11 protein-coding genes are annotated in these 14,610 nt (G+C 43.5%); 6 read left to right on the top strand and 5 right to left on the bottom strand.

Annotated features, from left to right (window positions below; translation table 11 throughout):
- Positions 1 to 119 precede the first annotated feature (119 nt).
- The 5 genes from ZOBGAL_RS09585 (at position 120) to ZOBGAL_RS09565 (ending at position 5,999) form a co-directional block, all read left to right on the top strand.
- Positions 120 to 2,405, top strand: coding sequence for a M20/M25/M40 family metallo-hydrolase (locus ZOBGAL_RS09585; RefSeq protein WP_013993389.1), 2,286 nt, complete (start codon positions 120 to 122; stop codon positions 2,403 to 2,405).
- Positions 2,398 to 3,201, top strand: a complete 804-nt coding sequence (locus tag ZOBGAL_RS09580; RefSeq protein ID WP_013993388.1) for an SDR family oxidoreductase — start codon at positions 2,398 to 2,400, stop codon at positions 3,199 to 3,201. The genes ZOBGAL_RS09585 and ZOBGAL_RS09580 overlap by 8 nt, the downstream gene beginning before the upstream one ends.
- Before the next feature lie 117 nt (positions 3,202 to 3,318).
- A complete protein-coding gene (locus ZOBGAL_RS09575; protein ID WP_046287436.1) occupies positions 3,319 to 3,690 on the top strand; it encodes a hypothetical protein in 372 nt (123 codons plus the stop codon).
- A 152-nt stretch (positions 3,691 to 3,842) separates the two neighbouring features.
- On the top strand, positions 3,843 to 4,547 hold the full coding sequence (locus ZOBGAL_RS09570) for a hypothetical protein (protein ID WP_013993386.1): 705 nt from the start codon (positions 3,843 to 3,845) through the stop codon (positions 4,545 to 4,547).
- A gap of 150 nt (positions 4,548 to 4,697) precedes the next feature.
- Positions 4,698 to 5,999: an esterase-like activity of phytase family protein gene (locus tag ZOBGAL_RS09565; RefSeq protein WP_013993385.1), complete on the top strand. Its 1,302-nt coding sequence runs from the start codon at positions 4,698 to 4,700 to the stop codon at positions 5,997 to 5,999.
- A 64-nt stretch (positions 6,000 to 6,063) separates the two neighbouring features.
- On the opposite strand, the gene ZOBGAL_RS09560 is transcribed toward ZOBGAL_RS09565, so the two are convergent.
- Complete coding sequence (locus tag ZOBGAL_RS09560; RefSeq protein WP_013993384.1) at positions 6,064 to 6,558, bottom strand: hypothetical protein; 495 nt, start codon at positions 6,556 to 6,558, stop codon at positions 6,064 to 6,066.
- A 64-nt stretch (positions 6,559 to 6,622) separates the two neighbouring features.
- On the opposite strand from ZOBGAL_RS09560, the gene ZOBGAL_RS09555 reads away from it, so the two are divergent.
- The gene (locus ZOBGAL_RS09555) at positions 6,623 to 7,564 is read left to right on the top strand and encodes an NAD-dependent epimerase/dehydratase family protein (protein ID WP_013993383.1); all 942 of its coding nucleotides are present in this window, start codon (positions 6,623 to 6,625) and stop codon (positions 7,562 to 7,564) included.
- Between the two features lie 100 nt (positions 7,565 to 7,664).
- Here ZOBGAL_RS09555 and ZOBGAL_RS09550 read toward each other — a convergent pair whose 3' ends face one another.
- The 4 genes from ZOBGAL_RS09550 to ZOBGAL_RS09535 all read right to left on the bottom strand — a co-directional run bounded on the left by ZOBGAL_RS09550 (position 7,665) and on the right by ZOBGAL_RS09535 (position 14,441).
- Positions 7,665 to 9,617 carry an OmpA family protein gene (locus ZOBGAL_RS09550; protein WP_013993382.1) on the bottom strand — a complete coding sequence of 651 codons (1,953 nt, stop codon included), beginning with the start codon at positions 9,615 to 9,617 and terminating at the stop codon, positions 7,665 to 7,667.
- 12 nt (positions 9,618 to 9,629) lie between these two features.
- Positions 9,630 to 10,553 (bottom strand): PorP/SprF family type IX secretion system membrane protein, encoded by a 924-nt coding sequence (locus tag ZOBGAL_RS09545; protein ID WP_013993381.1) that lies wholly within the window; start codon positions 10,551 to 10,553, stop codon positions 9,630 to 9,632.
- Positions 10,554 to 10,594: 41 nt separating this feature from the next.
- Positions 10,595 to 13,618, bottom strand: a complete 3,024-nt coding sequence (locus tag ZOBGAL_RS09540; protein ID WP_013993380.1) for a T9SS C-terminal target domain-containing protein — start codon at positions 13,616 to 13,618, stop codon at positions 10,595 to 10,597.
- A 328-nt stretch (positions 13,619 to 13,946) separates the two neighbouring features.
- Entirely contained in the window at positions 13,947 to 14,441 is a 495-nt protein-coding gene (locus tag ZOBGAL_RS09535) for a CAP domain-containing protein (RefSeq protein WP_013993379.1), read from the bottom strand.
- Positions 14,442 to 14,610 lie beyond the last annotated feature (169 nt).

Genomic DNA, 14,610 nt, shown 5'->3' with positions numbered 1-14,610 from the left:
TATTACCTATTAGATTATTCTTAATTTATATAAAATAATACCAATTTAAAAAAATCCGCCCTTTTCAAAAAAACCGGATTCGACTAGAATTTTATATTTAAAATTGAGAACTTTAACAAATGAGAAAATTCCCCGCCACCCTCTCCTTTCTACTTCTGGTCGCCGCCATCTATTGGGGGTTTCACACTTCAATGCCGGTTTACCAAGAAGATAGTTCCACAGCGGCATCGGCCTTTTCTACCGATCGCGCATTAAAACACGTAAAAAAACTATCCCAAGAGCCCCATGCCGTGGGTTTTCCCGGGCATAAAAAGGTCCAGGACTACATCGTTTCCGAATTGGAAAAAATGGGATTGCAAACTTCCCTGCAAACCGATTATGCGGTCGGCGACTGGGGGAACATGAGCAAACCCGAAAACATTATCGCCAGAATAAAGGGAACCGAGAACGGTAAGGCCTTACTTCTACTTTCGCACTATGACAGCCATCCACACTCCGCTTTGGGCGCCAGTGATGCCGGTAGCGGCGTGGCAACCATTCTAGAAGGGCTACGCGCCTTTCTATCGGAAAAGCAAAAACCCAAAAACGACATCATCATATTGTTCACCGATGGGGAAGAACTGGGTTTGAACGGAGCCGACCTCTTCGTCAACCGGCACGAATGGGCCAAAGATGTGGGCCTTGTACTCAATTTCGAGGCCAGGGGAAGCGGAGGGCCAAGCTATACCTTTATTGAAACCAATAGGGGCAACCAACATTTAATACGTGAGTTTATCAAGGCCAACCCCAAATACCCCATGGCAAACTCCCTATATTACAGCATCTATAAAATGCTTCCGAACGATACCGATCTGACCGTTTTTAGGGAAGACCGCGATATCCAAGGGTTCAACTTTGCCTTTATCGACGATCACTTTGATTATCACACCGCCCAAGATGCCTACGAACGCCTGGACAAAAAAACATTGGCCCACCAAGGTAGTTACCTAGCCCCCTTACTAGAGCATTTTAGCCAAACCGACCTCAGCCAACTGCAAAGTCCCAATGACTACGTTTACTTTAACATGCCCCTTTTCGGTGTTGTTTCCTATCCCTTTGATTGGATTTGGCCCATGTTCCTATTGGCCATTCTTTCCTTTATTGGTCTTCTAATATATGGGTTTAGAAAAGGGGCCTTGACACTGAAGGGAGTTTTTGCCGGTTTTGTCCCCTTGCTTCTTTCCGTTATTACCAATGGCCTCGTCGGGTATTTCAGTTGGCCCGCGTTAAAATGGGCCTACCCCGAATACAAGGACATGCTGCACGGCTTTACGTATAACGGCTACGCCTATATTTTTGCCTTTGCCTGTCTTGCCATAGCCATTTGTTTTGGCATTTATCATAAGTTCAAGAAGTTAACAACGGCCGATTTGCTCGTGGCCCCTTTAGTGCTATGGTTGATAATCTGTGGGCTTATGGCCCAGTATTTACCAGGGGCAAGCTTTTTTACCATACCCGTATTCGCCCTTCTTGCCGCGAGCTATGTAGGCATAAACCAAAAGGCTCCCGATGTGCTGCCCTTGCTGTTTTTAAGTTTACCGGCCCTATGGCTGTACACCCCCTTGGTCAAAGGTTTCCCTGTGGGACTAGGCCTTAAGATGTTGGTCGGCTGTACCTTATTGGTCACGCTTACCTTCTTTCTCTTGCTACCGCTATTTGCTAGGTACCGACATAAAAAGAAATGGGCTTATTTGGCACTGCTCGTTTTTATCGGTGCCATGGCCTACGCCCATATACACTCAGGCTTCAATACCGAAAACGGTAAACCGAGCAGTCTGGTCTACATTCTAGATACGGATAGCCAAACGGCCCAATGGGCCAGTTACGACCAAGTACCCATTACGTGGAACCAAACTTTTTTAGGGGAAGGCAACAACAGTATCGAAAAGCTGAACCAACATACCATCGGCAGTAAGTACAACACCGTATTCACGCGGTCTACAAATGCCCCTTTGAAAACTATCGAAGGCCCGAACATAGAAACCTTAAAAGACACGCTCATCGGAAACGACCGAAAGCTAATACTATGCGTTACCCCGCAACGCCACGTAAACCGGCTTGATGTTTTTACCAAAACCACGAATTTAAAAAAGGTAAAGGTCAATCAACTTGAGCTATCCCCTTTTTATCTCAACCAACGGAAATCGACAAAGCTGGTTACCCATTACATCACTGACGACGCCTATACCGAACTTGAAATCACCATCCCAAAAGACAGTGTTCTCGAGCTTACATTTTACGAAGCGTCAAACGACCTTCTGACCCACCCGCTCTTTGAAGTACCGGAACGGCCCGAAAACAGTATCCCTATGCCCTTTGTACTCAATGACGCCATCATAACCACAAAAACAATCAAATTTGAATAATACCATAGCCATTATGGGCTGCGGCTGGCTCGGCCTGCCCTTGGCCAAAACCTTTATAACTAAAGGGTATCGCGTAAAGGGAAGCACCACTTCGGAAAGCAAGCTCGACGCCTTATCCGGCCAAGGAATCGAGGCTTTTCAGATTTCTCTTTCCGAGACCGCAATCACCGGGGACATCCATTCGTTTTTAAGCGATGCCGATACGCTCATCTTGAACGTCCCCCCTAAACTTCGGGGCGGCAATAGCGAAAACTACGTTCAAAAAATGAAGTTGGTACGCGATGCCATCATAGCCTCGACCATCAAAAATGTTATTTTCGTGAGCAGCACCTCGGTATATGGCGATATAGATGGTGAAGTAACCGAAAAGACCCCTCCCCAACCTTCCACCGAATCGGGCCGACAGCTCTTGGAGTGCGAACGGCTGTTTCAAAACGAGGAAGAATTCAAGACCACGGTCATCAGGTTCGGAGGTTTGATCGGGCCAAATAGGCATCCGGTCACCATGCTTTCCAAACGAAAAAACTTAAAGAACGGCAAGGCCCCTATCAACCTCATCCATTTAAACGATTGCATAGAAATCATCGTTCAAATAGTTACGAAAAATTGGTGGTCGGAATTGTTCAATGCCGTCTTCCCGTATCACCCTACAAAAATTGAGTACTATACCTTACAAGCACTCCAAAACAAAATTCAACCACCTGAATATGACAGCAATACAAACGAAAAAGGAAAGCTAATTCACTCGCGAACCCTTACAAATGTTAAGAAATTCAAATTTACGACAACGTTGTAGATTCGTTTCACAACAGCTCTGGCACGTTTCACAACAAACTCGGCCAATAGTTGTTAACGCACCCTGCATTTCGTCGATTTAAGACTAACTTTGGAGCCTAAATTAAAACTATTTGCCATGGAAAATTCAGGTTTAAGAAGCCAGATTTTGATTGAAATCAAAAATCTGATCGCTTCGAGCTGTACCAAGCAAAAAGTTCCCCAAAAAATGAAAGACCTGCATGTAGCGCTATTAAAACACCACTACAACGCAGTTCATGTGTCTATCGATTACCATAGACGGAGGGTTGAAATGGACATCGTCATGGATGACAATGATTATGATCCGAAAAAAGTGAATCTTAGTATTCCAACATTGTCGACCAACCTGTGGTATAAGCATCTATACGACTTCTTGGGGTCATGTATAGATCAAGAGCCAAAAAGTATTGCTTTTTACGCCATGCTTTTAAAATCGTACCGAAACAACGAGCTTTCGTTGGTTGCGTAGTACAACATGTAAAACTATATCAAAAAAGGTGCCTAAACGGCGCCTTTTTTGATGCCCAAAACTCCATTATGCTTTTATTCACAGCTACATACCGATAATATTCTTAATTTTGCCCACCTGAAGAAAAATTAAAGAACAATAAATAAGGAAACATGAAGAAGATTATCGCCGTTTTGCTTTTGAGCATCGGTTTTTCAGCAACAGCACAAACGAAAAGCGACTTACAGAAACACTATGAGGCCTTTTATAATGAAATGCGGCTCCAGGGTGATGTAAACGGGGTAATCAACGCGCTAACCCATCTGAATGTGATTTCGCCCTCTAAGGAGCGCAAAGACACCTTGGCCTTTGTGTATGCGAACAACAATCAACATATGCAGGCCTTGAATACCATCGGTATTGAAAAAGAGGCTTCCGATTCTGACATGGCCGTACAAGTGAAGGCCATATCACTAAAGGCCCTCAACCAACCCAAGCGTGCCCTAGAGCAGTTTGAGGAACTTTTCAAGAGAACCCCAAACCCTTACTTGGCCTATGAACTGGCCGATCTTAAAATCCAAACTGGCGACCTTGCCTCTGCTACCATCAATATCGATTACGGCATAGCAAATGCCAAAGACGATATGAAATATGCCTTTTATGAAAGACAACAACCTTATGAGGTACCTTTAAAAGCGGCCTTTTTACATTTAAAGGCGCTTACCATATTTGACAACAACAAAGACAACATAGACGCTGCCATAGCAAAAATCGACGAAGCCCTTGCCTTGGACCCAAATTTCAATTTGGCCAGTTTGAGCAAGCAGGCTCTTGAATCTAGAAGAAACTCACCTGCAGAGGAAGATAAAAAGGAGTAACTTTTATATAACCTTATCTTGTGCCGCGTATTGCAATTTGCAGTGTGCGGCGCTTTTTTATAACCATCTGTTTATTCTGGCTTAACATTAGCCTGCATCGAATATTGGAACTTTAAGGGCAATTTAAATAACCTTAAATCCAACTTTACGATGAAAAAACTATTGATTTTCATGGTAGGCCTATGCCTACTAAATTCTTGTGACCACATTGACGACTTTATAGGTGGCGGACCCACCACGCCAGTTGAAGTATCCCCGGTGGAAGTCCTTGAAACAAACACCCAATACCCACTACCCTACAGCGTTCTATCCACTATAAACAATACGGTCGAAATTAGAAACGGAGGTTTCGGTTCCGGAGCTACCTCCCACCCTACCAAAGGCAACGAATTCTACGCTATAACCGACCGCGGACCGAATACCGATTATTTGGATGGAAAAAAATTTCCAGTAGCCTCATATACCCCCCGTATCGGCCATTATAGGGTAACCGAATCTGGAAAAATCGAACTGTTGGAGGAAATTCTTTTAAAAGACCCTTCCGGCCAGTTAATTTCAGGAATACCCAATCCGGAAGGAAAAGGAGCCACGGGGGAAATTCCTTACGATGCCGATGGAAATGCCATTGCCTTCGATGATTTCGGATTAGATTCCGAAGGTATCGTTGCCCTAAAAGACGGCACGTTTTGGGTCTCCGACGAATACGGGCCACATATTGTCCATTATAATGCCAATGGCGTTCAATTGGAAAGGATATCCCCAATAGGTGTAAACGAAGATACGGGCGACCGAAAACTGCCTGCTGTCTTTGCCAAAAGAAGGGCGAACAGAGGAATGGAAGGTCTTGCCGTTACTCCAGATGAAAAGACTTTGGTAGGCATTATGCAATCGACCATGTACAATCCTGAAAAAATACAATCGAATATTACCCGTATCGTAACATTCGACTTGGAAACAGGCTACACCAGACAGTACGTGTATGTTCAAGAAACGGCCAATCTTTCAAACTCTGAAATTACGGCAATCTCCAACACCGAGTTTTTAGTGGTTGAACGTGACGGCAAATTTGCAGGAGCAGGTGCCGCACAAAAACATATTTACAAAATCAACTTGGCAGGGGCCACCGATATAAGTGGTAGCAACCCAAAAAATGAACTCGGTCTAATGGTCGGAGACAAAACCATTGAACAATCTACAGCCGAAGAATTGGCCGAGGCAAACATTGTGCCCGTTCAGAAAGAACTTGTAGTTGATTTGGTAGCCGAATTCGGATATCGCCACGACAAACTAGAAGGTATCTGGCTTGTTGACGACAATACGCTTGGTTTTATAAACGATGATGATTTTACCGTTTCCGACAATGATGGGGATGGCGTTATAGAACAGAAAATACTTCCGGGCAGTACCGATATAGATGCCAGTTCACTTTACTTGGTCAAGGCAAATTTCTAATTGACCTATCTTCCCGATTCAAATAAAATGCGGCTTACCCAACTCTTGTGTAAGTCGCTTTTTTTTAGAGGTCTAAAATCAAATCGGTATCCAAGGTATTGTTTACGACCACATTGAACTGGTTTCTAAAAGCGTTGTAGGCTTCAATCATTTGAACAACCGATTCCTCTGGATCGGTTCTATAAAACAAATCGCCCTTTACTTTTAGCGCGTAGGTCTTGAATACCTTTTGTCGACTTTTTACCTGTGGAATATTGAACGCTTCGGGATAGGTAGATTCTTCCAACTCATTTTGTTTGGCCACAAGGTTCTCGATCACCAAGTTCAGGTCGTCACGGTTGGCCACCGTATAGAGCGCATCAAAACTAGTTTCGAGTGCGGCAAACTCCGCCCAATCCTTCAGAATGGCTTCGGCCTTAGGTTTAACCGCTAGCTTTTTATCCCAGTTTTCGGTATTTATCTCATAGCTTTCGGTATTCTCAGCCGTCGATTCCTGTTTCTCTTCCTTGCAGGAAAGAAACAAAACCAGCATCGCACTAAAAAAGAAGATTCTTTTCATAAAGCGAATGTACAAATTTTAAGAAACGCTATCTTTATTACACAACTCATTTAACGCCACATTAATGCAAAAATCCATTCTAATCATAGGTGCTTGTGGTCAAATAGGCACAGAGCTCACATTGGCCCTTCGTGACAAACACGGTAAGGAAAACGTGATTGCCAGTGACATTCGCGAGGGAAGCGAAAACCTTATGGATTCTGGGCCTTTCGAGGTTTTGGACGCTACCGATTACGACGCCCTTGAAGAAATTGTGGCCTATTACGAAATCAGCGAGGTCTACTTGATGGCGGCCATGTTGAGCGCCACCGCGGAAAAATTTCCGATGCGCGCCTGGAACCTGAACATGAATTCGCTTTTTAACGTACTCAACTTAGGTAAGGAGAAGAAAGTTGACAAAATATTCTGGCCTTCAAGTATTGCCGTTTTCGGACCGAATACCCCAAAGGAACATACCTTACAAAGCACCATAATGGAACCCAGTACCGTATACGGCATTAGCAAACAATCAGGTGAACGCTGGTGTGAATACTACCATCATAAATTTGGGGTCGATGTACGAAGTATACGTTATCCCGGACTTATCAGTTGGAAGACCATGCCCGGAGGAGGTACCACCGATTATGCGGTGGAAATTTACCATAAGGCCTTGTCGGAAGGTACATATACCTGTTTTTTAAAGGAAGATACCGAATTGCCCATGATGTTTATGGACGATGCCATAAGGGCCACACTACAACTCATGGAAGTCGATAAGGAAAACGTAAAGGTGCGCGCTTCATACAATTTAGCGGCCATGAGCTTTACCCCTGCTCAAATTGCGGAGCAAATTAAAAAGCACATCAAGGATTTCAAAATATCGTATAAGCCCGATTTTCGCCAGGCGATCGCCGATTCATGGCCCAGTAGCATTGACGATTCAAAAGCCCGTACCGATTGGGGCTGGCAAGCCCGTTTCGATCTTGAAAACACTACGAAAGAAATGTTGGAAAATTTGGCTCCCTAAGACAAAGATTCCAACAATCTAACGCAGAAATCCGAATGCTCAAATAAAATTCCAAGCCCACGAAATAATAAAAGAGCTATCCGGAGGTGTTATTTTCATCTTATTTTTTGGCATAAGGTTTCTCATCGGCCTTCTTGGAAACGATAATAAAATTAGACCGACGGTTTTCCAAATGTTTCTGGTCGCTACATTTTACGCCATTGGAACATTCATTTTTCAAACGGTATTCACCGTATCCATTGGCACTTTCAATTCTGTCCGCATCGATACCTTTTGAAAGGAGGTAGCGTCTTGTTGATTTGGCACGATCGTCCGATAATTCCAAATTGTATTTATCGGTACCCCTGGAATCGGTATGGGACTCGATCTTGATCTTGATGTCGGGGAATTTCTCCATGGCAAAGAGTACCTTGTCCAATTCAATTTCCGCCCGGGCGGTGATATCAGATTTGTCGTATTCAAAATAAATCGGGTTCACCCTGATTTTCTCTACGTCGCCCTCTTTCTCTACCAAGCTATCAAAGGGTGTTAGGTAAATTTTATTATCGACAGATGGCGCTTCAGGGTTTTCACCCGTTTCTATTACTATCGTTTCCTTAGAATAGCCCGCCTTTGAAAAGACAATCGTATTTTTCTTGTTACAGGGAAGGGTAATATTGAAATACCCCAAGGCATCGGTTCTGTGAACGACAATAAGTTCATCGACCGTATTTTTAAGTTCTATATTGGCTTCGGCGATCGGTTGACCCGTTTGTTGGTTCAACACATAACCGGAATATTCAAGACAATCGGTAGCCTTTACTTTTTCAAAGCGATAAATATCATCATCGCCCTTACCTCCCGCTCGGTTGGAAGCAAAATATCCGTTGCCTTTTTCATCTTCCCTTATGAATGAAAAATCATCCATATTGCTGTTCAAGGGTTTTCCTAGGTTCAGGGGCAGGGAATAATCGGTCTTTGAAGAAATTACCGACCCAAAAATATCCAAACCTCCTAAGCCGTAATGGCTATCGGATGAAAAATACAGGACATCTCCATTGATAAAGGGAAACATTTCCCTACCACGGGTATTGATCGCAGGACCGAGGTTCATGGGATCGGAAAGTACCTCTCCGTCATTGTTAAGGTCTACTACGTAAATATCACTTTCACCATAGCCTCCGGGCATGTTCGATGTAAAATATAGGTGTCTGCCATCTGGGCTCAAAGCCGGATGTCCGCAAGAGTAGTCTTTACTGTTAAAGCTCAATGAGGTTACATTTATAAGCTCGTTATTGCTTATGGTCCCCCTTAAGATCTGCATGTTCGACAAGCCCTCTTCGTTGGCGCTGAGTTTATTCTTCTTTTTGAGATAGTTTCGGGTAAAATACACGGTTTGGCCATCCCAAGAAAAGGTCAGCGTAGCGTCATGGTAAGACGACTCAAGGTTTTCCAGATATTTTTCGGGTACATAACTCGCATCGCTAGGGCGGGTTATATATAGATCCAAATAAGGTTGTTTGTTCCAAGGGTATAGTTCCCCATTGGACTTGATAGTGTCGCGCGCCGAGGCAAAGATCAACCCATCGTTAAAAAACATAGGGCCAAAATCAGATTTAGCACTATTAAAAGCTTGGTTGACCACCTCGTATTTCTCTTTTTGTGTGAGAGTACTGTCCAAGTGTTTTTTCTGAGCCAACATCATGTTCAATCGCTTCTCATCGGTATAGAACTCCCTGAGCAATTCATCGGCCCTATCGATTTGCATGCTCGCCTTGAGGCTTTGCACCAGTTTAATAATATTGCCTTCTCCGACGTCCTTACCTTTGATCAGGTAGAGTTTTTCATACCATTTTACGGCTTCTTGATACCTATTCATATTGAAATAGCTATCGGCCAGGCGTTGTATGACATCAAGGGAAGGCCTCTTTTTTTCAGCCGCCAAATCACTGTACAGCTCAATGGCCTTATCGAACTTAAAATCCTCAAAATAAGAATTGGCTCTTTCTTCCTTGCTCTGAGCAGTAACCATAAGGCATGTACCCATAAATATGTATAGTACTATTTTTTTCATGATTGTCGGTTTTTAGAAGAATCTAGGTGACAGAGCCCTTTTTTGGGCATTGAACAGATTGTATTTGAGAATGATTTCGTGCGAACCATCGTTATAGCTTTTTAAACCGGTCGTAGAATAATCATACGCATATCCGAGAAAGAAGCTTTTAGAAATGTGCAGACCGGCCAAGGCACTGATGGCATCGTTATACCGATAAGCCAAGCCCAAGGCCAATGTTTCCTTGATCAGAAAATTACCCGACACATCTACGGTTATAGGTGCTCCCGCCACATGCTTTGTCAGAATGGCCGGCTTGAACTTCAAGTTATCGGATAGATCTAGAACATAACCCGCCATCAAGTAATACTGACTTTTTCGGTCCGTTACCTCTACTTCGTCATCGTTGTAGATTTGCGAGTTCAAAAAATTGTGGGTAGACAGGCCAACATACCAGTTGCTGCTATAGAAATAGGCGCCGGCACCGAACACCGGTCGGATTTTATTTACGTTTTCTGCAAATACGGGGTCTAGGCCGTCTTGGTAAATCCCTTTGGACCAGTCGACTTTTAGGACATCGATCCCGGCATTGACGCCCAGCGATAGCTTGGTGGTATACCCCGTTGGTATCTCATACGCAAAGGTTCCATTGATATCAAGGTCGTTTGCGGCCCCGATATTATCGTTAATAGCCGTAAGCCCAAGGGCGATACGTTCGCGTAATTTCCCCTGTACCGAAAGGGACTGGGTTTCGGGGGCGCCGTCTATGCCGACCCACTGCGAACGATGCAAAAGAGTTGCCTCTAGCGTACCGCTGGCCGAGTAGCCCGAATTCAATACGGCTGTATTATACATATATTGAGTGTACTGCGGAGGTTGTTGACCGTAGGCCACGCTCATTTTAAATGCGAGATAGCAGACCATAACTATCTTTATAGTAGTACAAAGTGCTTTCATAATAGGTAAAGGTTTGGTGTGAATAGTTAAAGAAAAGCGTGTTATCTAGCCAATTGCAGCCAACCGACGAGGTTTCTTTCCAGCTCAGGAATCGTAATGGAATAGTAATACGTTCCTGAAGGCAAATGATCTCCACTGCTCAAAACGCCTTTGACATTTGCTAGCCCGTTCCAAGTATTTCGATAATCCTTGGCTTTGTAGACAAGGTTTCCGTTTCGGTTATAGACTTCCAAGGTATTGGAGTAATCTTCTATACATTGTATGGTAAAGAAATCATTGAAACCATCATTGTTCGGGGAAAACTCATTGAAAACCTTAAGACAGAATTCCTCTCCCATAACCACGCCACAGCTCTCTACCTCAACATTTTGAGAAAGCATTTTATTGGGGCTACATGTCGATTCATCTACATAGGAAACGCTGATTTGGGTATCGATCAACTCGGTCCACCTTACGGTTGCAAAATCATCGGTAGAAGTTCCTCCCTCTATGATTGTACCTCCCACAATCTCCCAAACATAATTTTGTTTATCGGCATTGGTCACATAGGTATACGAACGGTTTTGACAGGCATCCTCGAATTCACCGGTCAACGTGATAGGTGTAGAACCATCATCGACCAAACTCGTGGTAACCACCAACCGCTGACTGCTTTCGCACCCATTTTCGACCGCCGCAACATAATAGCTAAGGCCATCTTCTATGGGGGTGGAAGGATCGATAACATTTCCGCCCGAAGCACTGTCGTAGAACACTACATTGGTCTGGTCGGTTTGAATATCGCCTACTATGGGACTATCGCTTTCACAGAAAACTTGATCCGTGTCGTCGGTAGTGGGTGTTGGAACATCAATAATCTGAACACTAATCTGTACCCGTGCCAGTATAGAAGTAGGAATATCTAAAATTCCCGCAAAATAAACCTGTCCGTCGACCAAGGGTGTATTGGCATCAATTTGCAATCCTGCCGTGAGGTCATCGAAGAAAACGATATCGTCAAGATCTACCTGCAAATCCGCTACGGTAGCAAAATCAGAGGCACAGAAAACCTGTAGCACATCGTCTATCACTAAATCAGGAAGGTCTACCGAAATTTCAGTGGAAACACTACAAAGAACACCTTGCAAAAAGGCTTCAAGGGTGTTATCTAGGTCGGATACCAGATCGAGTGCATCTACTGCAACGCTAAACGATGAATCGGCTCCCACAACCCCATCAAAAAGCTTTCCGTTTACGGCCAAGGAAATAGGTTCTCCTGCGACAACATCGCCCGATACGGTTCCGGTTACATCTACCGTACTGGTACCATCAAAAATATCAAGGAGATTATCTAGGCTTATCAAAGTTTCAGAATCAATAGATACCGTCTTTGAAAAATCTACCACATTGACCTCTACCGATTTCAAATCGCCAGAAACATTCTCGCAACCGGCCAAATCATCTTTCACCGACACAAAATACGTGTACGGAGATCCCACTTCGGTCAGCCCGGTTACGGTCAAAACACCATTGGAATCAATTTCATAAGTAACCCCACCATCTACCATTCCATCGGTAATTTCGGTGGTCTTTGTCCCATCAAGGTACCAAGTAAAGCTTCCGTTTACCGTACTTGAAGGAACAAGAACTACAGTGTTCGAAGAACAAACAGGGTTTTCGTTGCCCAGAACCGTAATATCGGCCGCAGTCGGAATGGCAACGACATTTACTTCAACTTCGGTTCGAGGAGATTCCTCGGCGCAACCGATTTCGGCAGCGGCCACATAATAGGTCGTGTCTGAATTTAAGACCGGTGTGGTAAACGCATCACCCGAGTTTAAGGTTGCCAATAGGTTTCCGTTGTGTTCGGCATCGTACCATCTCAACTCTGTATTGGTAGTGTTTTGAATTTCCGCAGTTATGCTAGTAGCCGAACCCGCACAGATATTTAGGTCATCTGCGGTAGCGGTGATTACAGGTGTTTCAGGAGCCCTGTACACATCGTAAATTTTAATATTCTGATCGATACCGACACCGACCAAGGATGATAACCTCACCGTTACCCGATCTATAGGGCTTGCAGGATCAAAGCCGATAACGGCCGTTTGACCACTCTGTAACAGACCCAACAGGTCTAAATCCAATAAATTCGATAGACTCTCTGTATAGACAGGTGTTGCCGCACCGTTCTGACCGATTACCTCAATGGAGTCAGCAATATCCAATTGTAATAGCGAAGGGTCGATAGCAATCTCTACATAGTAATAATCATCTGTATCTTCCGGGCTATTGAAATAGATGGTCTGTTCTATATTGGCTGCCACACCGATAACTCCAAGTCCTAACTCAGAAAAGGTATTGCTATCGCCATCAATGGCCAAATGTGGGTCGGTCACTCCTGCGCCTCCTAAGTCGAGAAGGTCCAACGATATGCCGCTACCACTGTACGAAGTAAAACTAGGAGCTCCACATGGGGTATCTCCATCGCCATAAAAAGAGCCATAAACATCGAGATCTCTGGTTTGACTCAATCCGATCAATGATCCGACGCTGTTGGTCAAGCGGACCCTGTCATAGGCGCTTGTTGGGGTCACGGCAAGAAAATAAGTCCCTGCCTCATCAATAACAACCCTTGCCTCATCAGACGCAAAAGCATCGACAATTCCAGAATTCGATTGAAGGACAGTAGTATTGACATTACGGGCCTCAACAGTAAACTCTTGGTTTCCTATAAGCAGTACCCCGACTATATCGGATAGTAAATTCCCTAGACTGCCACCCAATAGGCTGGAGAGCAAATTGTCTTCGGTCTCAATTTTTAAATAACTGGTAGTATTCGCCGGTAGTGTGGACGGATAGGCGAGTTCCAAATGTCCGTCATAAGCACCAATTCCCACAGCAATACCAGAATTCGCCCTGATTGTCGCATTGGTTGTTAAATCGGTACCTATAGCATTGTTAGATAGATCTACTTCGTTTTCACTAGTAATAGCACTAGTATAAACCCTATCTTGAGCAAAAGAAAAAAAGCAAACAAACGAGAAAAGTAACAGCAAGTTTTGCCTTAAGGTAGTTTTACGTATCATAGGTAAAGAATGTTGGTTTAGGTCCTATAAAAAACTCCCTTGTACTAAATGTTATTGCCTACGCTATTATTTTTACTCCATGAAATGCATGTTTTTTCGATGAAATGCACAACTTTTCGCATATTTTAATTCAATAATGTAGTTCATCGAGCGGAAAAAAAACCTAAATCGCACGTATTATTCCCTGAAAAACAATAATTTGGAAGGAAGTCATCGCATTTCCACCCCCTTTTCACCTTATTTTAGGCCATAAAAATGCCCCCTACTTCTGCGAAATAGGAGGCCAACCTAATATTGGTCCATTTAAGTGTATGTTATACTTTTTATCTTATAGAAAAAACAGCTGGGTAAAATAAAGTACCCCATTCTCGTCAGCGGTAACACTAACCGCCGTGTATTCAAAATTACCTTCCATAACCTTCTTGTGAATCGGGCTATTTTTCCATGCTTCAAGAATATCTTCGGCATTCGTAAAATCCATACCCAAGTTTTCAGAAACATAATCGGCCTTGGCATCTACAGATAATTTAGAAGCCCTTATATCAAAATTATCATGGCTGATCTGACCTTCCGAAATCATATAGGTGTTGTGGGCATTTGCATAACTGTAAGCAACCTGGCTAAACTTCAATGCATTCAGCCCGATAGAGACCCTATATTCATTTACTACATCCAGTACCTCTTTTTCTATATCGGAAACCGTTACTTCTTGGGCGGTAGAAGAAACCGATTTGTAAAGTTCATCTTCTTCCGTGGTAGAAGAAGAACATGAAGTCATTAAAACTGTAACTGCAATAAGAAGTAAAGTGTTGAATCGTACCATAACTTAAATGAATTTTATTGTTTCTTGTTTTGCTTAGACCTGAACGGCACATTGTACGGTCAAGTAGAAAAACAATACAAGTGGTACGCTTTACTCGTTGAGTTGTAAAAAACTAAATATCAGATAGATACAATCGTAATTCATTGATTTTACATCGAACAAATAATGC

This window comes from Zobellia galactanivorans, assembly GCF_000973105.1.
GTDB classification, from domain to species: domain Bacteria; phylum Bacteroidota; class Bacteroidia; order Flavobacteriales; family Flavobacteriaceae; genus Zobellia; species Zobellia galactanivorans.
This window is presented reverse-complemented; position numbering and strand designations above follow the sequence as displayed.

Bases quoted from the DNA above. Each gene is read 5' to 3' on its own strand.
- ZOBGAL_RS09585 (WP_013993389.1), top strand. From the start codon at position 120: ATGAGAAAATTCCCCGCCACCCTCTCCTTTCTACTTCTGGTCGCCGCC.
- ZOBGAL_RS09565 (WP_013993385.1), top strand. From the start codon at position 4,698: ATGAAAAAACTATTGATTTTCATGGTAGGCCTATGCCTACTAAATTCT.
- ZOBGAL_RS09535 (WP_013993379.1), bottom strand. From the start codon at position 14,441: ATGGTACGATTCAACACTTTACTTCTTATTGCAGTTACAGTTTTAATG.
- ZOBGAL_RS09560 (WP_013993384.1), bottom strand. From the start codon at position 6,558: ATGAAAAGAATCTTCTTTTTTAGTGCGATGCTGGTTTTGTTTCTTTCC.
- ZOBGAL_RS09575 (WP_046287436.1), top strand. From the start codon at position 3,319: ATGGAAAATTCAGGTTTAAGAAGCCAGATTTTGATTGAAATCAAAAAT.
- ZOBGAL_RS09570 (WP_013993386.1), top strand. From the start codon at position 3,843: ATGAAGAAGATTATCGCCGTTTTGCTTTTGAGCATCGGTTTTTCAGCA.
- ZOBGAL_RS09555 (WP_013993383.1), top strand. From the start codon at position 6,623: ATGCAAAAATCCATTCTAATCATAGGTGCTTGTGGTCAAATAGGCACA.
- ZOBGAL_RS09550 (WP_013993382.1), bottom strand. From the start codon at position 9,617: ATGAAAAAAATAGTACTATACATATTTATGGGTACATGCCTTATGGTT.
- ZOBGAL_RS09540 (WP_013993380.1), bottom strand. From the start codon at position 13,618: ATGATACGTAAAACTACCTTAAGGCAAAACTTGCTGTTACTTTTCTCG.
- ZOBGAL_RS09545 (WP_013993381.1), bottom strand. From the start codon at position 10,553: ATGAAAGCACTTTGTACTACTATAAAGATAGTTATGGTCTGCTATCTC.